This is a genomic window from Actinomycetota bacterium (assembly GCA_035765775.1).
Taxonomy (GTDB): domain Bacteria; phylum Actinomycetota; class CADDZG01; order JAHWKV01; family JAOPZY01; genus DASTWV01.
Genome location: DASTWV010000059.1, coordinates 415,220 through 436,818, shown reverse-complemented (window position 1 = coordinate 436,818; position 21,599 = coordinate 415,220). Strand labels below are relative to the sequence as shown.

Here is a 21,599-nt window from a genome sequence, read left to right as displayed (position 1 = left end):
GCTCCTCATGGACACCGCCTCTGCCGTCACGGCCCCGGCCGTTGCCCCGGCCCCGGACCAGCCAGCCCGCAAGGCCCCCGCCCGGCGGACCGACCCCCCTGAGCGCCGCTTCCCGATCATCTACCGGCGCCTCAGCAAGGAGTACCCGGACGCCAAGTGCGCCCTCACCTTCTCCAACGCCTACGAGATGCTCTTCGCCACGATCCTCTCGGCGCAGTGCACCGACGCCATGGTCAACAAGGTGACGGCGAAGCTGTTCACCAAGTACCGCACGCTGGAGGACTACGCCTCCGCCGACCCCGCCGAGCTGGAGCGGGACATCCACGCCACCGGCTTCTTCCGCATGAAGGCCAAAGCCATCCAGGGCTCGGCCCGCCGGCTGTTGGACGCCTACGGCGGCGAGGTCCCGAGGACGATGCAGGAGATGCTCACCCTCCCGGGAGCGGCCCGCAAGACCGCCAACGTGGTGCTGGGCAACGCCTACGGCGTCGTCGAGGGGATCGCTGTGGACACCCACGTCGGTCGCCTGTCCCGCCTCCTCGGGCTCACCAGTGAGCATGACCCCGTCAAGGTGGAGAAGGACCTCATGGCCCTGGTGCCACGCAAGAACTGGATGCAGCTCACCTACCTGCTGATCGAGCACGGCCGCAAGGTGTGCAAGGCGCCGGTGCCCCACTGTGAGGACTGCGTGCTCAGCGACCTGTGCCCGTCCTCCCGGGTCTGAGGCCCGCCATCCCCATGCCCGGCACCCTCTACGTCGGCACCTCGGGCTACGCCTACAAGGAGTGGAAAGGGCCCTTCTACCCGGAGGACCTCGCCCAGTCCAAGTTTCTGACCTACTACGCCGCCCAGCTGCCCTCGGTGGAGATCAACTACACGTTCCGTCACCTGCCCTCCGACGCCGTCCTGGAGACCTGGCGCACCCAGACGCCCGACGGGTTCCGCCTGACCCTCAAGGCCTCCCAGCGCATCACCCACTTCAAGCGCCTGGTGGGGGCCGAGGCGGACGTCGAGGAGTTCCTCCGCCGGGCGGTCTCGCTCGGGGACCGCCTCGGGGTGGTGCTGTTCCAGCTGCCCCCCAACTTCAAGTACCAGCGGGCGGTCCTGGAGCCGTTCCTGGCCTCGCTGCCGCCGGTGGTGCGGGTGGCTATGGAGTTCCGCCACGAGTCGTGGGCCGAGCCCGAGGCCGTGGACCTGATGCGAGCCCACAACGTGGCGGTGTGCGGCGCCGACACCGCCGAGCACCCGCTCGCTGCTGTCCCGGTCACGGCGCCGCACGTCTACCTGCGGCTGCGCAAGGAGGACTACGCCCCCGAGGAGCTGACCGCATGGGGCGGCCGCGTGCGGGAAACCCTGGCCGGAGGCTCCGACGTCTACTGCTACTTCAAGCACGAAGGTGGGGGCATCGGCCCCGCCTACGCCGGGGCCCTGCGTACCGCCGCCGGCGCCTGACCCTCCAGCGGCGGGCTGGAGGTGGGCAGCGGGCCCGGGTGGCCCCCCTGCGCCCGGGCGGCCCGGTCGATCACGCGGGCCACGGTGAAGAACGGGGCCAGGCCCTTGGCCTGTTGCGCAAACGCGATGCCGTCGATGTGGCGGTGGCTCCGAAGGGGTACACGTACATGTCGGTGGGGCCGATGACCGGGGTGGCCTCGGTCAGCCAGCGCTGGGTGTCGCGGGTCGCGCCCGCAAGGGTCTCCTTCGTCAGGTCGATGTGGCCGCAGCTGTGGCTGGCGAACGTCCAGCCGGTCGCCCGCAGCCGGTTGGCAACGGCGGTGGCGCGGGCCACGCTGGCCGCGTCGTCCGGCCCGGCCGGGTCGTTCACCCGCTCGCCGAACACCCCCTCGTAGCCGGTGAGGGCCAGCACCCCCTTGGCGCCGTCGGGCGAGAAGAGGGGATGCGAGGCCACGAATTCGTCCACGATCGGGATGAGGTCATCGTCGGTGACCCGCGTGCCCCGGTCGTCCCGCACCTCGACCTTCACGTCCCCGGCGGGGTCGAGGACCAGGCGCCAGCCCAGGCCCCTCGGCCTCGAGTAGTCGTAGTAGTTGACGTCGTCTTCCGAGAGCACCAGCGGCTTGCGCCCGGGTGGGACCTCCACCGTCCCGGTGACCGCCCGGTGGATGTCCACGAGGGTCCAGCCGCTGGCATAGAGCTGGTCCAGGATGGCCCGGAACTCACCCAAGGTGACGAAGTAGTTCCGGAAGCCCTGGCCGAGACTGTCGGAGGTGAACGCCAGCTCCGGCCGGATGACCAGCGTGTGGAAGAACATGTGCTCGACCGGCCCGGTCCACCCGACCAGGGGCTGGGAGGGGCTGGGGGAGGGCGGGGAGGGCGGCGCCGGGCTGCTGGTCCGGGTGGGTGCCGGCCTCCGGTCGTGGGCATGGGACGGGGCAACGCACGAGGGCATCGCCACGGCGAGCAAGAGCACCGCGACGAGCTGGATTGAACGGCTCGTCGGCGTACGCCGCCCAGTTGCGCACTCTGGAAGACCGGCGCAAGCGGCCGCGGGCAGGCGTACGGCGGAGGACTGGCCCAGCTTCCCGGAAACCCGGTCGGTTAGCTCCCGCTCGGCTTGGGCCGGGCCGGGCCGGGCTTCACGTTGGTGAACTGGAGCGTGTTGGTCGCCGTGTTCACGAAGTCGCTCGGCCCGTAGATGTCGGCCGACAGGTTGCTGCCCAGGCACATGTAGCCCTCGTACACGCTGCCCGCCTCCTGGTTGATGCGCACCGGCTGCCCGGCGTTGTTCTGGACCACACCCCTCCCGGCCGGGGTGACGCAGGCACCCGGAGTGATGAGCATGCCCTTGGAGGCGATGTCGCCGATGACCACCGACGGCCCCCCGCCCGTCCCGTACTGGGTCAGCTGCACGGGGCCGTTGCCGGTCAGGATGAGCCAGCCCGAGGGGGTGACCTGGCCGCTGAGGTTCGCCGCCCACTGGGCGTCGTCGGACTGCGACATGTGGTCGCTGCCGGTGCCCTCCCAGACCCCGACCCGCCAGTCGCCGAACTTGAAGTCCAGGAAGTTGCCGGTGTTGTTGCCCTCAGCCCGGCTCGCCGGCTCGACCGGCACCGGCGAGTTCGCCGGTCCGGGGACCGACGTGACCCCGGGGCCGGCGGCCGCCTCGGTCTGCAGGAAGCTGGCGCCCCCGTGGTCGATTTCGAACTGGCCACCGGCCCGCCCGAAGTTGCCCATCTGCCCGCCGTCCATCAACTCCACGCCGAGGGCGGAGAGGTTGAGGCTGGGGTCGTAGAGCAGGTCGCCCGTGGTGCCGTCGGTGAAGGTGATGGGCATGTCGGTGTTCGACCCGCTCTGGGTGGTGGGCGGGTTGAAGGGCGTCAGTACGTTCGGTGCGGTGTTGGTCTGGGTCACGGCGTGCTTGTTGCCGCCCTTGGCGATCCCGAAGATCAGAGCGGCCAACGCTCCGGCAATGAGGACGAAGGCCAGGACGGCCACGCCGAGCCGGGTGGCATCGGACCAGTTCTCGGTCATCCCGGGCCCGGTGGGCTCCGACCCCCAGAGCTTGCCGAGGGGGTTGCCTCCGGCAGCACCCGAACCGCCCCCGAAGGGGCTGAACTTCACCCCGGTGCCGGACGACGGTGGGGGCGACGCCGATGGGCTGCTCGGGGTGGGCCGGGACGGGCCACCGCCCCCGCTTGCGCCGCCCCCGCCCGCGGGACGGAAACCGCCGCCGAGGCTCGGCCTCTTGGACTTCTTCTCCTGTGACGGGCCCTGGCTTCCGTGTAGCGACATGGCAGTAGTTTCCCCCCTACCGAGCTCTTCGTGGGTGCTGGGATCCTCCCCGGGCGGCGCGCGCCGCGGCGCGTCCGCCACAGGCCGAGGCGGCTGCCACGGTACCCGTTCGCTGCCGCCCGATGCAACCTCACCTATCCTCGGTCCAGAGAGGGCACAGACGAGGGGAGCCAGGCAGATGGGTCATGGCCACGGCCACCACCACGACCATGCGGTGACCGACCGGGTGACGTGGGACTCGGCCGACGGCCTGCGGGCGGTCAAGATTGCCAGCGCCGGGCTGGCGCTGACCGCCACCGTGGAGTTCGCCATCGCCGGGATCGGCCATTCGGTGGCGCTGCTGGCCGACGGGCTGCACAACCTGGGCGACGTCCTTACGACGGTGGCGCTCTGGCTGGCCTTCCTCGCCTCCCGGCGGGCGGCCGACTCCCGCTACACCTTCGGCTACGAGCGCTTCGAGGACCTGGCGGGCGCCGGCGTGGTGCTCATCATCGCGGTGAGCGCCCTGGTAGCCGGGTACCAGTCCTACCACGCCATGTTCCACGCCCGGCACATCGCCGCTTTGGGTGCTTCGGTGGCTGCTGCCGCCGTCGGCATCATCGGTAACGAGGCCGTCGCCGAGTACAAGCTGCGCGTGGGAAGGCGCATCCACTCGGTGGCCTTGGAGGCCGATGGGATCCACTCCCGGGTGGACGGCTTCGTCTCCGGGGCGGCGCTGGTCGGGCTGCTGGGGGTGGCGATGGGCTACCCGAAGGCCGACCCGATCGCCGCCGCCGGCATCACCGTGGTGATCGCCTGGGTCACGGTCGGCGCCGCCCGCTCGGCCATCGGCCGGGTGGTGGATGCCGTCGATCCGGCGCTGCAGGGCCAGATCCTCGCCGCTGCCCAGGCGGTGGAAGGGGTGCACGACGTGCACGACGTTGCCGCCCGGTGGGCCGGGCGGTCATTGATGGTGCAGCTGCACATCGGCGTGGACGGCGACGCCCCGCTGCGCTCGGCCCACGACGTGGGCGAGCAGGTGCGCCACGCCATCGCCCACGAGGTGCCCGGTATCGCCCGGGTCGTGGTGCACTTCGACCCGTGGCCGCCGGCCCCCGGAGGCGACCACGGGGCGACCGCACACCACTTCGCCCCTGCGCAACGATCAGATGACGCGGGCGGAGGGGCGGACCCCCCGGACCACCGCCATGCACATTCCCCCCACGTGCACGACGAGGACCGCGGGATCAAGGGGGCCCACCACCACCACCACGACTAGCGCCTACTGGACGACCACCGTCCCCGCCATGCCCGGGTGGATCAGGCAGGCGTACGGGTAGGTGCCCGCCTTGGAGAACTTCAACGTGTAGGCGGTCAGCTTGGGCGGGAAGGAGATGATGCTCCCGCTGCTCTTGAACGTCGACCCGTCGAAGGTCCCGCCGTTGATCATCTCCCCGATGCCGGGTGCGGCGTTCGGGTCCGGCCCCCCGGGCGGGCCGGTCTGTCCCGGGCCTCCCTGCGGGAGCGCGGCCTGGGGGTTGATGTGCTGGGTGTCGCCCACCCGGATCCCGTAGGCGGACGGCGGTGCGGCGAACGAGACGGTGTGCGGCCCGAAGATGTACCAGGTGATGCTGCCGCCCACGGTCGTGGTCACGGTCTTCGGCCCGAACTCGGTGATGAGGTCGTTGGAGGCCTGCGTCCCCCCGCCGGCCACGACCTTGTCCGGCCCGGTGGGGACGAACGGTGCGATGGACCCCTTGGCCAGGCCGGTCTCGGCCGGCGCCAGGGCGGCGATCTCCTGCTGGAGCTGTGACTGGCCGGCCGCCTCCTGCGTGGCCGCCGGGGGCACGGTGTCCGAGGGCCCCGCCACGATGATCGTGCCCTGCATCGACTCCCGGTGCAGCAGGCAGAGGTAGTGGTACGAGCCCGGCTTGATGCTGGACGACAGCGTGAGGGTGAACGGCTTGCCGGCCGCAAGCCAGCCGCTGTTGTAGTAGGCCTCCGTGCCGGCGAACGGCGACAGGGTCTGCTGCGCCGCCGTGCAGGCGGTGGCCGTCGGCACGCTGCCGGTGGTGATGGCGCACGGGAGCCCCGCCGACGGGATGGCATCGCCCGGTCCCTGGGGCAGCAACTGGGGCAGCGCGGCGTCGGTGGCCATCGAGGTGGCCGAATTCTGGTTCTGGTTGTAGGCATTCACCGCGGCGTCGGCCAGGGTGCCGAAGGTCACCGTGTGGGGCTCACCCGAGTCCACCAGGTTGAAGGTGAGCGTCGCGCCCGGGCGCACGGTGGCCGTGGCCGGGAAGTAGCTGAGGAACGCCTCGTTGGCCGCCGGGTTCCGGTTGTCCACCGAGATCGCCAAGCCCTGGGGCGAGGAGCTCCCCGACGCCCCCGGTGATGCCGTACCGCTGGTGGTGCTCTTGCTGCAGGCGGACGCCGCCAGAACCAGCGCCGCGCAGACCACGATGGATCGAACCCCTGCGCTCCGCCGAGGCTCCGCTATCTTTCTTGCGCTCCGCCGAGGCTCCGCTGTCTCTCTCACGCAACCGCCCCCCTTCTTCTCAGTCCGGTTCCTTCGCGTCCGACCTTACGGTGGCGTCGGGTGGCGTCACAATCGTGCCCACCCCCCTGCGCGAGCGGGGGGAGACCCCCGCCCGCGGGTGGTGGCTACCATGGGCGCATGGCGGATCAGGCGTTTGCGGCGGCGGGGGTCGTCGACCGCACGGGGCGCAGCGTGCTGGAGTTCACCGGCGACCAGGCCCTCTGGTTCTGCGACCAGCTGCTCTCCAACCAGCTCGTCGGCCTGCCCGAGGGCACGGGCCTCGAGGCCCTGCTGCTCACGCCGCACGGCAAGGTGACCGCCCTGCTGCGCCTGCTGCACTCCGGCGACCGGCTGCTGGCCGACGGCGAACCCGGGCTGGGCGAGGGCCTGCGCCAGTTCTTCGAGGGTCGGAGGTTCGCCACCCGGGTCGAGATCCGCGACATCACGGCCACCACCGGCGTGCTCTCTGTGGTGGGGCCGCAGGCCGGAGCAATCTGTGCGGCCGTCTTCCCCGTATTGCTGGATGGGCAGCCTGGAGGTGAGGAGCACGACAGTGTCGCCGTCGGACCGGTTGTCGTCGCGCGCACGCTGCGCCCGGCCCCCGGCCTCGACGTTCTCGGTCCCCGGGAGGAGTTGGCCGCCATCCTGGCGTCGCTTCTCGGCGCCGGAGCGTCGCCCGCCACGCTGGAGGACTACGACGCCCTCCGGGTGGAATGCGGCGTCGCCCGCGACCAGGTGGACATCGACGAGGGCCTCCTCCCGCAGGAGGCCGCACTGGAGCGGGCGGTCCACTTCGCCAAGGGCTGCTACCTCGGCCAGGAGGCGGTGGCCATGACCCAGCGGGGCCGGATAAAGCGCCGGCTGCGCCACCTGGCCTTCGACGGGCCGGCCCGTCGCGGGGTGGTCACAGCCGGCGATGAGGAAGCCGGCCGGGTCAGCAGTGTCACGCCACCAGGGCAGGATCCCGGATTCGGGATCGCGTTGGTGCGCACCAGCGTTGGCATAGGGGACCGCGTCGCTGTAACGGATGAGGCGGGCAGGAGGACTGTTGGGGTAGTGGGCGAGCTGGCGGGAAGCGTGTCCGGCCCTGCGCTACCAAGCGCGCGGGAGCTCCGGGAGAGTCTGGGGAGGTAGGCGAGAGCCGCAGGCCATGAAGCAGCCCACGGCGCCCGCCGGGAGGGTGCCCATCCTGCCCCCTCGCCGGGCGCCCAAACTGCGTCCCCTGCGGTCCGAGCGTTGGGTCCGCTTCGGCCTCGGGGCCGGTGGCATGGCCCTCGCCCTGGCCCTGACCTACGTCGTCCGGCGACTGCTGGGCGCCGTCCCCTACCCGCCCGCCATCATCCAGGACGTCCTGCGGACCCTGGCGCCCGGCAAGCTGGACCAAGTGGCCATCCGGGGCCTGCAGCACTGGGCGCAACGCCTGCTGTACCTCGGGATCCACCTCGCCCTGCTGGCGGTTGCCGGCTACCTGGCCACCCTGTTCGCCCCCGTCACCAGCCCGCCCCGGCGGGCGCGGTGGGGGATCGCCCTGGGCGGCGCCCTCTTCGCCGCCGCCTCGATCCTGGCCCTGGCGGGCGACGAAGGGTCGTCCTGGTACGCCTTCGTGGTCTACCTCTTCGCCGCCTACCTGTACGCCCGGCTGGCGTGTGGCACCGGATTCCTTACCGTGCTGGATCCGGAGATCAAGGGCGAGGAGTCGCCCCTCGACGCCATCCGCCGGTCCCGACGCAGCTTCCTCGGCCGGGGGGCGGTGGCGGCGGGCGTGGTGCTCCTGGGCGGCGGCGCCCTGGTGAAGGCGCTGTTCAAGCGCACCGCCAAGGTGACCATCGTGCCGGCCGCCCAGCCCTTCGTGAACCCGGGACCGGACCCCAACTTCCCCGCCGTCGCCGGCCTCACCCCCGAGATCACGGCGAACGGCGACTTCTACAACGTCGACATCGACTTCATCAAGCCCTCGCTGGACGCCAACACCTGGACGCTCACCGTGGGCGGGGCGGTGAACGGCCCCTTCGTGCTCACCTTCCACCAGCTCCAGACCGAGTTCGAGGTGGTGGAGGTGGCGCACACCCTGTCGTGCATCTCCAACGAGGTGGGCGGCGACCTGGTGGGCACCGCCATCTGGCGGGGCGTGCGCTTCAGCGATGTCCTCAACCGGGCGGGCCTGAAGCCAGGTGTGGTGGAGATCGTGTCCAAGGCCGCCGATGGCTTCAGCGACTCCGTCCCTCTGTCCCGCGCCATGCAGCCCGACTCGCTGGTGGTCTTCGGCATGAACGGCGAGCAGCTCCCCATCGAGCACGGCTTCCCGGTGCGCATCATCATCCCGGGCCTCTACGGCATGAAGCAGCCCAAGTGGGTGCAGTCGGTCGAGGCGGTGACCAAGCACTACAACGGCTACTGGGAGGTGCGGGGCTGGGACGAGCAGGCGGTCATGGTGACGCAGTCCCGGATCGACGTCCCCCAGGGCGGGTCGAGGGTGGGGCAGGCCTCCTCTCTGGCGGGCATCGCCTGGGCCGGGGACAAGGGGATCTCCAAGGTGGAGGTGTCCTACGACAGCGGCGCCACCTGGCACGCCGCCCTGCTGAAGCGGGAGCTGTCGCCGGTGACCTGGCGGATGTGGGCGATCGGCATCACCGCCCCCCGGGGGCCGGCGAGGGTCATGGTGCGGGCGACCGACGGCACCGGTGCGGTGCAGACCGCCGACATCGCCGAGCCGGACCCGGGCCCGGCCACGGGATGGGACTTTGTGACCTTCCAGGTCACGTAGCTCGGCTGGCGGGCCGGCTGCACGACCCAGGTTTCTACGTTGGAACTCCTTCCTCCCGGCAGGGGTACAGGGAGCCCATGTGGACCAGTGCGAGCAGGCCGGGCGGCACTGACCCAGCCCCGGTTCCGAGGCGCATGCTCGATGGGTGAAATCGCCGGTCCCAGGCAGGAGAAAGTCCCCAACGAGGGAAACGACTGGGAACAGCCCGACCGAGGACGGCGGCGCGCAGATCCGCCCGGTCTACTACCTGCCCGATCGCGATCGCGAGCTGGTTGTGTTCTACACCGCCGCCGAGTCGATGCTCGGCCGGCTGCCCGGAGGAACTCCGGTGGCGGTGGTGGAGGTCGATAAGAGCCGGCCGCTCTGCGGCGCCCGCGGGAGCGACGAGCTCACCGGTCGCCGGACCCCGGAGACCTAGGCAACGTGGTGGGCGGGCATGGAGAGCGGGAGCCAGCGGGCTGGGCCCGGCGATGGCGGGCTGTGGCGCCCCGCCTGACGGCTGGGGCCGCCCTCGTCGGGCTGGTCGCCGGTGCCCTGGCCTGGCCGGCCCGCCCGGCGGCGAGCCGGATCATCTGGGCGCTTTCCACCGTGGTGGTCCTGGCGCCGGTGACGGTGTCGCTGCTGCGCAAGCTGGCCCGCCGCCAGCTTGGCGTCGACCTCATCGCCATTGCGGCGATGGTCGGGGGCCTGGCGGTCCATGAGGAGTTGGCTGCCGCCGTCGTGGCGCTCATGCTCTCGGGCGGGCTGGCGCTGGAGGAGGCGGCTTCCCGGCGCGCCCGGCGGGAGCTCTCGGCACTGCTGCAGCGGGCCCCGACGACGGTCCAGCGCCATGAAGGTGCCGAACTCGCGGTCCGGCCCCTGAACGAGGTGGTCCCGGGCGATCGCCTCCTGGTGCGATCCGGCGAGGTGGTCCCGGTGGACGGGCAGGTGGATGCCGAGCTCGCCATCGTCGACGAGTCCGCCCTGACCGGTGAGGCCCGACCGGTGGAGTACCGCAGGGGTGCCGACGTCCGGAGCGGGACGGCCAACGCCGGGTCGCCGTTTGACCTGGTGGCCACCGCGACCTCCGAGCAGAGCACCTACGCCGGGATTGTGCGCCTGGTTCAGCAGGCGGAGTCGGCCAAGGCCCCTTTCGTCCGGCTCGCCGACCGCTACGCCGTCGTGTTCGTGCCGCTGGCGCTGGCCGCGGCCGGGGCGGCCTGGATTATCACGGGCGAGGCGCTGCGCGCCCTTGCTGTGCTGGTCGTAGCGACCCCGTGCCCGTTGATCCTTGCCGCGCCGATCGCCTTCGAGGCGGGCATGTCCCGGGCGGCTCGACGGGGGATCATCATCAAGGACGGGGTCGCGCTCGAGGGCCTCGATGGGGTCCGCCAACTCCTGATCGACAAGACCGGCACCATCACCGCCGGCAAGCCGGTGGTCACTGCCGTCCAGGCGGTGGGAGACGTGCCGGAGGGGGAGCTGGTGGCGCTCGCGGCCTCCCTCGAGCAGGCATCGGCCCACGTGTTTGCCGAAGCCATCGTTGCCGCCGCCCGCGCTGCCGGGGCGACGCTAGCTGAGCCCACCGGCGTCCGCGAGATCCCAGGCCAGGGCATCGTGGGCACCGTTGGCGATCGCTCGGTACGGGTCGGCTCGCCGGCGGTCGTCTTCCCCGGCGGCGTCCCGGCCGGCCTGGAGGCGCTTCACGCCTCGGTGACGGCCGAAGGCCTCTCCGAGGTCTGCGTGGCGGCAGCTGGCTCGTCTGCGCTGCTGGTCCTGGAGGACCCGCTCCGGGCCGACGCCGCGGCGACCATCCGCGCTCTCCGTCACGCCGGCATCAGGTCGGTGACCATCCTTACCGGCGACAGCCCGGGGGTATCGGAGCGCATCGGGGCGGCGGTGGGTGCCGACTCGGTGCGGGCGGGATGTTCGCCCGAGGGCAAGCTGGAGGCGGTTGGGGCGGCTCGCCGGGGTGGCCCGGTGCTTATGGTCGGCGACGGGCTGAACGACGCCGCCGCTCTGGCCGCCGCCGACGTCGGCATCGCGATGGGCGCTCGGGGGGCGGCGGCTCACTCCGAAGCGGCCGACGTGGTGATCATGGTCGACCGGCTGGGCCGTGTGGTCGAGGCCCTGCTGATCGCCCGCCGCTCGTGCCGCATTGCCCGCCAGAGCGTGCTGGCCGGGATGGCGCTGTCGCTGGTCGCCATGGGCTTCGCCGGCGCTGGGTACCTGGCGCCGGTGGTGGGTGCGTTCCTGCAGGAAGGCATCGACGTGGCGGTGATCGCCAATGCCCTGCGGGCGCTCAGTGCCGGTCGCCACGGCAAAGCCGATCCGGAGGCCCTCGCCGTGCGCGACCGGCGCCGCAAAGGCGCTCGCGTTCTGGCGCCTCGACCTGCCAGCTCCGCAGTCCCAGAGCGGTCGATCTAAATAGAGCGGGCGCGGCGTGGGCGCGCACCTTCTTCCCGGGTTCCGGAATGCTACCGGCTGGGGGAGCGCCGGCGGGAGCGTTCCCAGCGCTGGATCAGCTTCCCAAGGTTGATCTGAACCAGGGCCGCGACGCCCAGCAGGAGGACGACCTGGGCAGCGATACCCCACCCGCCGGTGAGCAAGCCGGCCGTCACGTCGCCGAGGGCCGTGCCGCGCAGGGCGGAGGCGCCGCCCACGTAGAGCGAGTAGCTGACCAGGCGCCCGGCAAAGAACACACCCAACGCCGGCCCGAGCCGCACATCCAGCAGGCCCGCCGCTTCGAAGAGCTGGGCCGACGGGATCGGCGACAGGGCGAACAGAACCAGGCCGACCACCGAGCGGCGCCGGCTGGCGGTCAGGTAGCTGCTTGCCGCCTGCAGGTTCTTCAGCCGTTTGCCGCCGAGGCGCGGGCGGAGCCGGCGGGTGGCCAGGGCCAGCACCAGCCGCCCGGAGGCGGCAGCACCAGCTCCGAGGACTACGAGCGCGACCCCGTTGAGGTGGCTGGTCAGCCGGTAGGTGGCAAGGACCGACCAGGTGGGCGGCCCGAAGGCGGGCAGCAGGTTGATGCCGAAGACCACCGCGACCATCACCAAGTACGCCATGCATGGCTCCCCCGGCTCAGCTTAGGTCGCGCCGACCCGGTGCAGCCTCCGGCGCTGGCGCCGGCCGCTCACGGCCAAGAGTGCGACGGCCACCCCCACGCCGGCGAACAGTGCCTGCAGCGGCTGGAAGCCTATCCAGGCCATCTCGGCCCCTTCGAAGGCGACGATGCCGATCCCGGCGGCAAGGGAAAGCATCTCGGCGAACCGGCCCCCGTGCCCCTGCCAGAGCGCCGTGAAGGTGAAGCCACCGCCGACCAGGACCGCCAGGCCGGTGCCCAGTTCGAGCCCTACCAGCGTGACCCCCATCCGGCCGCTGGGGTGTGGCCGGCTCGCGCTCATCGGAAGGGGGCCGCGGCGGGAAAGCCGGGGGCAGTCCGGGCGCCGGTGGTGCCGGGCTCGACCGTGCCCGGGGCGGGGTACGGTGTTCGTTCCATGCGACGAGCATCCGCTGCGGCGCTGCCCGCCGGTAGGGCCGGATGGCCCGGAGGCTCAGGGCCTGCCGGCTCGCTGGAGGCCCAGGATCTTGAGCACGTGCTCCAGGCCGGACTCGGGGGTGCCAGTCGTGTCGACGTCGATGGCCGCCGGCCACGGATCGGTGCCCGCCGCGATCTGCCTGGCAACCTGGGGCGTTGCCTCCGAAAGGTCCCGCCCGCTCGCGGACCGCTGATCCAGCCGGCGGGCCACCAGCTCGGAGGGGGCTACGCACCGTAGCTCCACCAGATCACTGGAGGTCTCCGCAGCGATCCTGCCGGCAGCGTCGCGATGCGCCTGCCGGCGCCAGCTGGCGTCGAGGATGACGGGCTCACCCATCGCCAGCGCAGCGCGGGAGCGGTGCAGCAGCTCGGCGTACACCGCCTCGATCGCCGCTGGCTGGTAGCGCCCTTCGCCGTAGCCGGCCGGCACGGGTGGCCCGATGACCTCCTGGCGGAGCGCATCGCTTCGCAGGACGGTCCACCCCAGGCGTTGGCCGAGTGCCGCCGACAGTACCGACTTGCCGACGCCCGGCGCCCCGCCCACGAGCACCATGCGCACCTGGGCGGCCTGGAGGTGCTCTGTGGCCTGATCCAGCAGCCGGCTCGCTTCTTCCGCCCCTCCGAGTCCCTGGCCCGCCCGGATGGCGGCGACTTTGGCCCGGACCTGCGCCCGGTAGGCGATGTACAGGTGTTGGAGGGTGGGCGGCGGCGTATCCGCTGCGGCCCGCTGGTAGGCGGAGAGGAAGGCCTCGGCCAGCTGCGGCGATCCCAGTCGCTCGAGGTCCATGGCCAAGAAGGCAACATCTTCCATCACGTCGGCGTAGCGCAGGCGGTCATCGAACTCCAAGCAGTCGATGATCCTCGGTCCGTCGTCGAGGCAGAAGATGTCGTCGGCGAGTAGGTCGCCGTGGCCGTCGCGCACCTTCCCGGAGGCGGCGCGGGCCGCAAACAGCGCGTGGCGCCCGGCGATGTACCGGGCAGCCAGCACGTCCAGGCGACCCACGGCTCGGCGATCCAAGACCTCGGGGGCGAGCGCGAGCATCTCGTCCGTGTTTGCCCGCCACCGGCCCAGCACTGCTCCTGCCTCGCCGCTGCGCGAGATCTCCTCCGACGTGGCGGCCTGACTGTGGAAGCGGGCGAGGGCGGCGGCGATCTGATTGAGATCGCCACGGACATCCTCGCCGTTGGTCACCCGGCTGGACAGGCGCCGATCGCCCGGTAGCCGGCGCATCACGACCAGGTGCTCACAGGTAGCGCCGTCGGGCCCGAGCACTGTGGCAAGCCCAAGGTAGACGTCGGGGGCTAGCCGGCGGTTGAGCTCGACTTCCCGCTCGCAGGCCCGCCGCCGCGCCTCCTCGGAAGAGAAGTCGACGAAGCCGGTGACGATCGGCTTCTTGAGCTTGTAGACGCGGTCGTCGACGAAGAACAACCGGGAGATGTGCGTCTCGACGACGTCCAGCGGGGCGCTGATGGCTACCTCTCCACCTGGGGACCAGACGCCAGTGCGGTTGTTGCTCAGTTCGTCGGCGGCTGCCCCTCGACGCCGTCGGCCGGCCAGCTCACCGTGCGGCTGATGAGTTCCTGGGCGTCGGGCTTGATGGGGCTCAAGGGCGCAGGCCCCGCGGGCGCGGGCTCGTTCTCCGGAAGGCCACGGCCACCCCGGCCCCGGCGCATGGGGTCGTGGCACACGTCCTCCCACCGCTCCCGGGCCGCCTCCACCTGGGCGGGCTTCCACCCCTTGGCGGCGAGATCGGCAAGGAGCTTCTGGAGGTCCGCACCGGCGTCCGTCGGTCCCATAGGCCTTCTCCTTACCGTTCCAGCCTACCAATCGGGCGACTGGCCGAGCGGGGTGCGGGCAAGGCCAGGAGCAGCGCCCCCCAGGCCAGCGTGAACCCGTTCGTCACCACGTCCACCAGGACCGCCGGCCGGTGGGCGGCGGCCAGGTGGGAGCCGATGAGCGGCAGCGGGATCAGGAACGCCACCACCACCGCCAGGGCCGCCACCGCTTCAGCTGGCGTCGTCGCCCACGCCGCCAGCACCCCGAAGGCGATGACCAACCACACGCCGTGGTGCTCCCAGGAGATCGGCGAGATCAGCAGGATCGTGAGCCCCACCAAGGCGACCGCCGCCAGTTCCTGGCCTGCCCGGTGGGCGGCCGTCGCCCGCCAGAGCCCGTAGCCCGCCACGGCCAGGGCCACCGCCAGCCAGAGGGCGATCGGCAGGTGCAGCCGGTCGAAGGCACCGAGCAGGGACTGGTTGGTGTAGAAGCTCGGGTCGCCCGGCCGCTTGGAGTCCCAGATCAGGTGGAACCAATATTCCCGGGAGGGGCCAGGCAGCACCGCGGCCGCCAGGAGCTCGCACACCACCGCGGTGACCGCTGCGCGCAGCGCCGCCGCCCACTGGCGGGTGGCGGCGAAGTAGACGATGAACAGGCCCGGGGTGAGCTTGACCGCGGCGGCGATCCCCACCAGGACGCCCCGCCGCCGGCCGGTCCGGGTGCAGTCGTACAGGCACGCAAGCACCAGGGGCAGGTTGACCTGCCCGAAGGCGATCGTCTGGGCCACCGGGATGGTGAACACGATGACCGCAGCCACCGCCCCGATGGCCAGGCCCCGCAGGCGGGGGAGGCGCTCGGCGGCCGGCCGGAAGGCGATCCACGCCACGCCGAAGAGCACCGCCAACGACAGGGCGGTCCAGACGTCGAGCGCAGGGTCCGGGCGGAGCAGCGCCAGGGGCACGGCCACCAGGGCCCCGAACGGCGGGTACGTGAAGGGCAACGGCACCCGCAGGTCCTGGCCGAATGAGGGGGCGTAGGGGTCCCGGTGGTGCAGGACCACCCGGCCCGCCTCCCGGTAGACCGCCATGTCCACCGGGTAGTGGGCGAGGTGGATGCGGGTGAGCGCCAGCGCCAGCGCGGCGACGGCGAAGACGCCCACCCCCGCAACCAGCTCCCAGGCGGGCACCGGCGGCCGGGCCGCGGTGCGCTTGACCGGCACTTCGAGCACGCCCACCCCCGAATGCTACGGCCGGGGCGGTCTGCCCGGCCGGTAGAGTGGGGTCGAGAGGCGAGCGGCAGGCTCGCCGGGAGGCGGAGCGGACAACGGTGAGCGAACCCCTCGACGTGGCGATTCTGGGCGGCGGCAACGCCGGCTATGCCTGCGCCCTACGGGCCGCCCAGCTCGGCCTGAGCGTGGCGATGGTCGAGCGGGACAAGGTGGGTGGCACCTGCCTGCACCGGGGCTGCATCCCGACAAAGGCCCTGCTGCACTCCGCCGAGCTGGTGGACAACATCCGCCGGGCAGGCGACTTCGGCGTCCTGGTGGCCGAGCCGGCGGTGGACTGGGGCAAGGTGCTGGGCTACCAGTCGGCCGTCGTGACCAAGCTCTACAAGGGCCTGCAGTCGGTGATCAAGGCCCGCAAGGTGACCACCGTCGCCGGATCCGGCGTCCTGGTGGCCCCGGACACCATCGAGGTCGACGGGACCGGCGGCAAGCAGGCCCTCCATGCCCGGGCCATCGTGCTGGCGAGCGGCTCCTATGCCCGCTCGCTGCCCTCCATTCCTCTCGACGGCGGCGCCTTCATCAGCTCCGACCACGCCCTGAAGCTCGAGGACATCCCGGCATCGGTGATCGTCATCGGGGCGGGGGCCGTCGGCCTGGAGTTCGCCAGCCTGTACCGCTCCTTCGGGGCGACCGTCACCATCCTCGAGGCCCTGCCCCGGCTGGCCCCGGGGGAGGACGAGGAGGTCTCGACCGAGCTCACCCGCCAGTTCCGCAAGCGGGGCATCACCTCCATCACCGGGGTCAAAGTGACCGGGGCCACCAGCTCCAGCGCCGGCGCCACGGTCACCTACGCCGCAGCCGACGGCCAGGAGAAGTCCGTCACCGCCGAGCGGTGCCTGGTGGCGGTCGGCCGGGGGCCGGTGTCCGAGGGCCTGGGCTACGAGGACCAGGGCGTGCGCCTGGAGCGGGGCTACGTGGTGGTGGACGACTGGTGCCGGACCGGCGTCGACGGCGTCTGGGCCATCGGGGACCTCATCACCCAGCCGTCCCTCGGCCTCCCCATCCCCCATCTCCAGCTGGCCCACGTGGCCTTCGCCGAAGGTATCCACGTCGCCGAGCAGATCGCCGGCCAGGCCGACCCCGCCCTCGTCGACTACCTGGGGGTGCCCCGGTGCACCTACTCGTCGCCCGAGATGGCCTCGGTGGGCTACACCGAGGCCCAGGCCAAGGCGGCCGGCTTCGACGTGGAAGTGGCCCGCTACGCCTGGGCGGCGTCGGGGAAGGCCTCGATCCTGGGTGAACCCGCCGGGTTCGTGAAGTCGGTGGCCGAGAAGGGGGGCCGGGTTCTGGGCGTCCACATGATCGGCCCCCGGGTCACCGAGCTGATCGCCGAAGCCCAGCTCATCGTGAACTGGGAGGCCTACCCGGCCGAGGTCGCCGCCCTGGTGCACCCGCACCCGACGCTCTCCGAGGCGGTGGGGGAGACGATGCTCCACCTGGCGGGCAAGCAGCTCCACGGCGCCTGAGGCCCGCTTAGCTCGGTGCCGCCAGGCTCCGCTGCGCCCCGCCGGCCCGCCCGGCCGGGCATGGGTCCGAAACCTGATCCGCCCCCACCGCGCCGCTTCGGCGCTACATTGACGGGAGGGGGCATCGGCCAGCCTTCGTAGGAGGATTTGTGTACGACGTCTTCCGGGACCAGCTTCCCGACCCGTATCCCGATGAGACCGCTGAGTGGCTGAATGCCCTCAACGACGTCCTGGAGCACCAGGGCCGTGCTCGCGCCCGGTACCTGCTCCACCGCATCTTCTACCTCGCCCAGCAGCGCCAGATCGGCATCCCGTCGATGGTGCAGACCGACTACATCAACACCATCTCGCCCGAGCAGGAGCCCTACTTCCCCGGCGACGAGCGCCTGGAGCAGTCGATCCGGCGCATCATCCGCTGGAACGCCGCGGTCATGGTGCTGCGGGCCAACAAGCTGCACATCGGCATCGGCGGCCACCTCGCCACCTACGCCTCTGCCGCCGGGCTCTACGAGGTGGGCTTCAACCACTTCTTCCGGGGCAAGGACCATCCGGGCGGCGGCGACCAGATCTTCTTCCAGGGCCACGCCGCCCCCGGGATCTACGCCCGGGCGTACCTGGAGGGCCGGATCTCCGAGGAGCAGCTCGAGCACTTCCGCCGGGAGGCCATGCAGCCCGGGCTCTCGTCCTACCCGCACCCCCGCCTCATGCCCTCGTTCTGGGAGTTCCCGACGGTGTCGATGGGCCTCACCGGGATCAACGCCATCTACCAGGCCCGCTTCAACCGCTACCTGCTGCACCGGGGCATCAAGGACACTTCCGGCCAGCGGGTGTGGGCGTTCCTGGGCGACGGCGAGATGGACGAGCCCGAGAGCGCCGGCCCGCTGCACCTGGCGGGCCAGGAGGGCCTGGACAACCTCATCTTCGTCGTCAACTGCAACCTGCAGCGCCTCGACGGCCCGGTGCGGGGCAACGGGAAGATCATCCAGGAGCTGGAGTCGCTGTTCCGGGGCGCCGGCTGGCAGGTGATCAAGGTGATCTGGGGGCGGGAGTGGGACGACCTGCTCGCCCGGGACGCCGAGGGTGTGCTGGTCAACAAGATGAACACCACGCTCGACGGCGAGTTCCAGAGCTACTCGGTGGAGGCGGGATCGTCCTACATCCGGGAGCGGTTCTTCGGCCCCGACCCCCGGCTGCGCCGGATGGTGGAGCACCTCTCGGACGACGACCTCTGGCGCCTGCGCCGGGGCGGCCACGACTACCGCAAGGTGTACGCCGCCTACAAGGTGGCCACCGAGGTGCGCGATGCGCCGACGGTCATCCTGGCCAAGACCGTGAAGGGGTGGGCCCTCGGCCCCGAGTTCGAGGCCCGCAACGCCACGCACCAGATCAAGAAGATGACCGAGGAGGAGCTGCGCAGCTTCGCCGAGCGCCTCCAGGTCGAGATCCCGCCCAGCAAGATCGCCGGCGGCGAGGTCCCGTTCTTCCACCCGGGCGTGGACTCCGACGAGGTGGTCTACCTCCGGGACCGGCGCAAGGCCCTGGGCGGCTTCGTGCCCGAGCGCCGCGTCCGCAAGGTGAGCGTCACTGTCCCCGACGGCAAGGTCTTCGAGGCCTTCGACACGGGCACCGTGGACCGGAGCCAGGAGGTCTCCACCACCATGGCATTCGTCCGGCTGCTCCGGGATCTGATGCGGGACAAGGAGTTCGGCCGCCACGTGGTGCCGATCATCCCGGACGAGGCCCGCACCTTCGGCATGGAGTCCCTCTTCAAGGACTTCAAGATCTATGCCTCCCAGGGCCAGCGCTACGAGCCGGTGGACGCCAACATGCTCCTCTCCTACACCGAGGCCCGCACCGGGCAGATCCTGGAGGAGGGCATCACCGAGGCGGGATCCATGGCGTCCACCACGGCGGCGGGCACCGCCTACGCCACCCACGGCATGCCAATGGTGCCCTTCTTCCTCTTCTACTCGATGTTTGGCTTCCAGCGCATCGGCGACCTCATCTGGGCCTTCGGCGACGCCCGGGGCCGGGGGTTCCTCCTGGGCTGCACGGCGGGGCGGACGACGCTCAACGGGGAGGGCCTGCAACACGAGGACGGCCAGTCGCACCTCCTCGCCGCCTCGGTGCCCAACTGCCGCGCCTACGACCCGGCGTTCGCCTACGAGACCGCGGTCATCGTGCGGGATGGGCTGCGCCGGATGCTCGGCTCGGGCCAGCCGGTGGAGGACGTCTTCTTCTACCTGACGCTCTACAACGAGAACTACGTGATGCCGCCCAAGCCGGCGGGCAGCGACGAGGGCATCCTGGCCGGGATCCACCTGGTGGCACCCGCCGCAGGCGGGCGCACGCACCGGGCCCAGCTCCTGGGCTCCGGGTCGATCCTGGCCACCCAGGTGCTGCGGGCGCAGCAGATGCTGGCCGCCGACCACGACGTCGCCGCCGACGTCTGGAGCGTCACCAGCTACAAGTTGCTCCGGGAGGAGGCTCTCGAAGCGGAGCGCTGGAACCGGCTCCACCCGGGCGAGGCCCGCCGGGTCCCCTTCGTCACCCAGGCACTCGAGGGGACGGAGGGGCCGGTCATCGCCGCCAGTGACTGGGTCAAGGCAGTGCCCGACATGATCGCCCGCTTCATCCCTGGCCGCTACGAGGTCCTGGGCACGGACGGCTTCGGGCGCAGCGACACCCGGGAGAACCTCCGCCGCCACTTCGAGATCGATGCCGAACACATCGTCGTCGCCACCCTCTCGGCCCTGGCGGAGGCCGGCGACGTGAAGCCCGAGACGGTGGCCGAGGCTATCGAGCGCTACGGCATCGACACCGAGCGCCCGAACCCGCGCACCCTGTAGGGGCGGGCCGACGTTGTAGCCTCGGGCGGTCCGAAGCCTGAGGAACGGAGGGGTCGATCGACACGCTGCGCAGCCATCCCGAGGCCACCGCGCCCCGGGAGGGCCTCGCCGGGCGCATCGGCCTGCGGGCATGGGCCGCGGCCCACCCCTTCGACACCGCCTTCCTCCTCACGGCGGCGGCCTCCTGGCTCCTGTACGCCTGGGTGGGCCACGGTGGGTTCCCGCTGGCCAGCCGGATCGGCCACCGGGAGCACTACTACACGGTGGCGGCCATCTCGTTGCTCCACGGCCACCTCGACGTGCCCTACAGCAGCCTCACCTTCGAGTGCTTCATGCGGGGGCACAAGTGCTACGGGTATTTCGGTATCACGCCCACCCTGCTGCGCCTGCCGGTGGTGGCCCTGCTGGGGTCCCACGCCAAAGGGCTGCGTTGGGAATCCCTGTACTTCAACCTCGGCTTCCTGGTGCTGGCAGCCGGCGGCTGGTGGATCTCCCGCCAGCTGGTGGCGCTGTGGGCCCCCGGACTCAGCCGGCGGGCGAACTGGGTCGTCGGCATCACGGCCTCGGCCCCCGCCCTGGGGGCCTCCCCGCTGCTCTGGTTGGTTGCCCGGCCGCTGGTCTACGAGGAGGCCATCCTTTGGGGGGCGGCGTTCGCCTCGGTGGCCATGGGGGCGGCGATCGCCCTGCGCTCCCGGCCCCGGGCGGCAACGATCGTGGTCCTCGTGGCGGCCGACATCCTGGCCACGAACGCCCGCCCCACCTCAGGTGCATCCGCCCTCTTCGCCACGGTGGTGGTGGGTGCCTGGCTCTTCCTGCGTTCCCGGCGGGCCTGGGGCGTGCTCGTCCTCGCGGGTGCCCTGGTGGCACTGGTCACCCCATCGGTGGTGGATGTCGCCAAATTCGGTCACACGTCGCCGCCCTACGCCCACCAGCTGCTGCTGGGAGGCAACCCGAAACGCATCGCCACCTTCGAGCACTTCGCCGGCTTGAACCCGGCCCTTCTGCCCACCAAGGTGGTGTCGGACCTGCAGCCCAACGCCCTCCGGCTGTACTCCAGCTCGCCCTACGTCGGGCTGGCCCAGGACCATCCCCTCCGGCTCTGGCCCGCCCGGCGCGGCGAAACGGTCTGGGAGCCCACCACCAGCGTCGAGGACGCCCTGCCACTGTGCTTCCTCCTGCTGGTGATCGCTCTCGTGATGATCGCCCGGAGGGCGCGTACCTGGCGGCGGGCGCGGGGGCCCGACCCGGCTCTCGAGGCCGCCGCTGTGCTGCTCGTGGGGGCGCTCGGCGCTCTGGCCCTGTTCATGATGTTCCCGGGCGAGACCTTCCGGTACTTCGCCGACTGGCTGCCCGTGTTCTTCGTCACCGACGCCGTCGCCCTCGCCGCCCTCGCCCGGTGGCTCGCCGGCCAGCGGGGGCGGGGGCGGGCCCGGGCGGTGATCGGGCTGTGCGTGGTCCTGTTTGCCGCGCAGATGTTCGTCGAGGGATCCCTGGCCATCCAGGACGCCCTGACCAGCGGCTTCGCCAAGAGCGCCCACTGCTCCGGCCCGCTCAACCCCTACGGTCCGGTGGGCACCGTCTTCTGCCCGGACTCGGTGTTCAAGGGGTCGTAGCCCGGCGGGCACTGCCGGTGTCTGGGACACTGGTCGGGCCGACGGAGCCAGAGGAGC

At 71.6% G+C, this 21,599-nt stretch carries 18 protein-coding genes; 10 read left to right on the top strand and 8 right to left on the bottom strand.

From position 1 onward, the window contains the following. Positions 1–7: 7 nt before the first annotated feature. On the top strand, positions 8–724 hold the full coding sequence (nth, locus tag VFW71_15810; GenBank protein ID HEU5004228.1) for an endonuclease III: 717 nt from the start codon (positions 8–10) through the stop codon (positions 722–724). Between the two features lie 14 nt (positions 725–738). Then, positions 739–1,452, top strand: a complete 714-nt coding sequence (locus tag VFW71_15805) for a DUF72 domain-containing protein (GenBank protein ID HEU5004227.1) — start codon at positions 739–741, stop codon at positions 1,450–1,452. A gap of 70 nt (positions 1,453–1,522) precedes the next feature. Here the strand turns inward: VFW71_15805 and VFW71_15800 are convergent, their stop codons facing one another. Both VFW71_15800 and VFW71_15795 read right to left on the bottom strand, forming a co-directional pair. After that, on the bottom strand, positions 1,523–2,428 hold the full coding sequence (locus VFW71_15800) for a hypothetical protein (protein ID HEU5004226.1): 906 nt from the start codon (positions 2,426–2,428) through the stop codon (positions 1,523–1,525). Positions 2,429–2,556: 128 nt separating this feature from the next. Beyond that, positions 2,557–3,750, bottom strand: a complete 1,194-nt coding sequence (locus VFW71_15795; GenBank protein ID HEU5004225.1) for a hypothetical protein — start codon at positions 3,748–3,750, stop codon at positions 2,557–2,559. 178 nt (positions 3,751–3,928) lie between these two features. Here VFW71_15795 and VFW71_15790 point away from each other — a divergent pair, with 178 nt between their 5' ends. Further along, entirely contained in the window at positions 3,929–5,008 is a 1,080-nt protein-coding gene (locus tag VFW71_15790) for a cation diffusion facilitator family transporter (protein ID HEU5004224.1), read from the top strand. 3 nt (positions 5,009–5,011) lie between these two features. Here the strand turns inward: VFW71_15790 and VFW71_15785 are convergent, their stop codons facing one another. Then, positions 5,012–6,190 carry a hypothetical protein gene (locus VFW71_15785; GenBank protein HEU5004223.1) on the bottom strand — a complete coding sequence of 393 codons (1,179 nt, stop codon included), beginning with the start codon at positions 6,188–6,190 and terminating at the stop codon, positions 5,012–5,014. Positions 6,191–6,406: 216 nt separating this feature from the next. Between VFW71_15785 and VFW71_15780 the strand changes: the two genes are divergently transcribed. The 4 genes from VFW71_15780 (at position 6,407) to VFW71_15765 (ending at position 11,438) form a co-directional block, all read left to right on the top strand. After that, positions 6,407–7,402 carry a hypothetical protein gene (locus VFW71_15780; GenBank protein HEU5004222.1) on the top strand — a complete coding sequence of 332 codons (996 nt, stop codon included), beginning with the start codon at positions 6,407–6,409 and terminating at the stop codon, positions 7,400–7,402. Positions 7,403–7,418: 16 nt separating this feature from the next. Beyond that, on the top strand, positions 7,419–9,032 hold the full coding sequence (locus tag VFW71_15775; protein HEU5004221.1) for a molybdopterin-dependent oxidoreductase: 1,614 nt from the start codon (positions 7,419–7,421) through the stop codon (positions 9,030–9,032). Between the two features lie 145 nt (positions 9,033–9,177). Next, positions 9,178–9,450, top strand: a complete 273-nt coding sequence (locus tag VFW71_15770; protein HEU5004220.1) for a hypothetical protein — start codon at positions 9,178–9,180, stop codon at positions 9,448–9,450. 62 nt (positions 9,451–9,512) lie between these two features. Next, the gene (locus tag VFW71_15765) at positions 9,513–11,438 is read left to right on the top strand and encodes a heavy metal translocating P-type ATPase (protein ID HEU5004219.1); all 1,926 of its coding nucleotides are present in this window, start codon (positions 9,513–9,515) and stop codon (positions 11,436–11,438) included. 50 nt (positions 11,439–11,488) lie between these two features. On the opposite strand, the gene VFW71_15760 is transcribed toward VFW71_15765, so the two are convergent. The 5 genes from VFW71_15760 to VFW71_15740 all read right to left on the bottom strand — a co-directional run bounded on the left by VFW71_15760 (position 11,489) and on the right by VFW71_15740 (position 15,563). After that, positions 11,489–12,079, bottom strand: a complete 591-nt coding sequence (locus VFW71_15760) for a hypothetical protein (protein ID HEU5004218.1) — start codon at positions 12,077–12,079, stop codon at positions 11,489–11,491. 21 nt (positions 12,080–12,100) lie between these two features. After that, positions 12,101–12,418 carry a hypothetical protein gene (locus VFW71_15755; protein HEU5004217.1) on the bottom strand — a complete coding sequence of 106 codons (318 nt, stop codon included), beginning with the start codon at positions 12,416–12,418 and terminating at the stop codon, positions 12,101–12,103. Positions 12,419–12,568: 150 nt separating this feature from the next. Next, positions 12,569–13,981: an AAA family ATPase gene (locus VFW71_15750; protein HEU5004216.1), complete on the bottom strand. Its 1,413-nt coding sequence runs from the start codon at positions 13,979–13,981 to the stop codon at positions 12,569–12,571. Between the two features lie 86 nt (positions 13,982–14,067). After that, positions 14,068–14,349 carry a hypothetical protein gene (locus tag VFW71_15745; GenBank protein ID HEU5004215.1) on the bottom strand — a complete coding sequence of 94 codons (282 nt, stop codon included), beginning with the start codon at positions 14,347–14,349 and terminating at the stop codon, positions 14,068–14,070. 11 nt (positions 14,350–14,360) lie between these two features. Continuing rightward, positions 14,361–15,563, bottom strand: a complete 1,203-nt coding sequence (locus tag VFW71_15740) for a glycosyltransferase 87 family protein (GenBank protein ID HEU5004214.1) — start codon at positions 15,561–15,563, stop codon at positions 14,361–14,363. Between the two features lie 92 nt (positions 15,564–15,655). On the opposite strand from VFW71_15740, the gene lpdA reads away from it, so the two are divergent. The 3 genes from lpdA to VFW71_15725 all read left to right on the top strand — a co-directional run bounded on the left by lpdA (position 15,656) and on the right by VFW71_15725 (position 21,542). Further along, positions 15,656–17,080: a dihydrolipoyl dehydrogenase gene (gene lpdA / locus VFW71_15735; GenBank protein HEU5004213.1), complete on the top strand. Its 1,425-nt coding sequence runs from the start codon at positions 15,656–15,658 to the stop codon at positions 17,078–17,080. Between the two features lie 149 nt (positions 17,081–17,229). Beyond that, entirely contained in the window at positions 17,230–19,929 is a 2,700-nt protein-coding gene (gene aceE / locus VFW71_15730; GenBank protein ID HEU5004212.1) for a pyruvate dehydrogenase (acetyl-transferring), homodimeric type, read from the top strand. A gap of 203 nt (positions 19,930–20,132) precedes the next feature. Further along, positions 20,133–21,542, top strand: a complete 1,410-nt coding sequence (locus tag VFW71_15725) for a hypothetical protein (protein ID HEU5004211.1) — start codon at positions 20,133–20,135, stop codon at positions 21,540–21,542. Positions 21,543–21,599: the final 57 nt, after the last annotated feature.

Bases quoted from the DNA above. Each gene is read 5' to 3' on its own strand.
- nth (HEU5004228.1), top strand. From the start codon at position 8: ATGGACACCGCCTCTGCCGTCACGGCCCCGGCCGTTGCCCCGGCCCCG.
- VFW71_15805 (HEU5004227.1), top strand. From the start codon at position 739: ATGCCCGGCACCCTCTACGTCGGCACCTCGGGCTACGCCTACAAGGAG.
- VFW71_15795 (HEU5004225.1), bottom strand. From the start codon at position 3,750: ATGTCGCTACACGGAAGCCAGGGCCCGTCACAGGAGAAGAAGTCCAAG.
- VFW71_15790 (HEU5004224.1), top strand. From the start codon at position 3,929: ATGGGTCATGGCCACGGCCACCACCACGACCATGCGGTGACCGACCGG.
- VFW71_15780 (HEU5004222.1), top strand. From the start codon at position 6,407: ATGGCGGATCAGGCGTTTGCGGCGGCGGGGGTCGTCGACCGCACGGGG.
- VFW71_15775 (HEU5004221.1), top strand. From the start codon at position 7,419: ATGAAGCAGCCCACGGCGCCCGCCGGGAGGGTGCCCATCCTGCCCCCT.
- VFW71_15760 (HEU5004218.1), bottom strand. From the start codon at position 12,079: ATGGCGTACTTGGTGATGGTCGCGGTGGTCTTCGGCATCAACCTGCTG.
- VFW71_15755 (HEU5004217.1), bottom strand. From the start codon at position 12,418: ATGAGCGCGAGCCGGCCACACCCCAGCGGCCGGATGGGGGTCACGCTG.
- VFW71_15745 (HEU5004215.1), bottom strand. From the start codon at position 14,349: ATGGGACCGACGGACGCCGGTGCGGACCTCCAGAAGCTCCTTGCCGAT.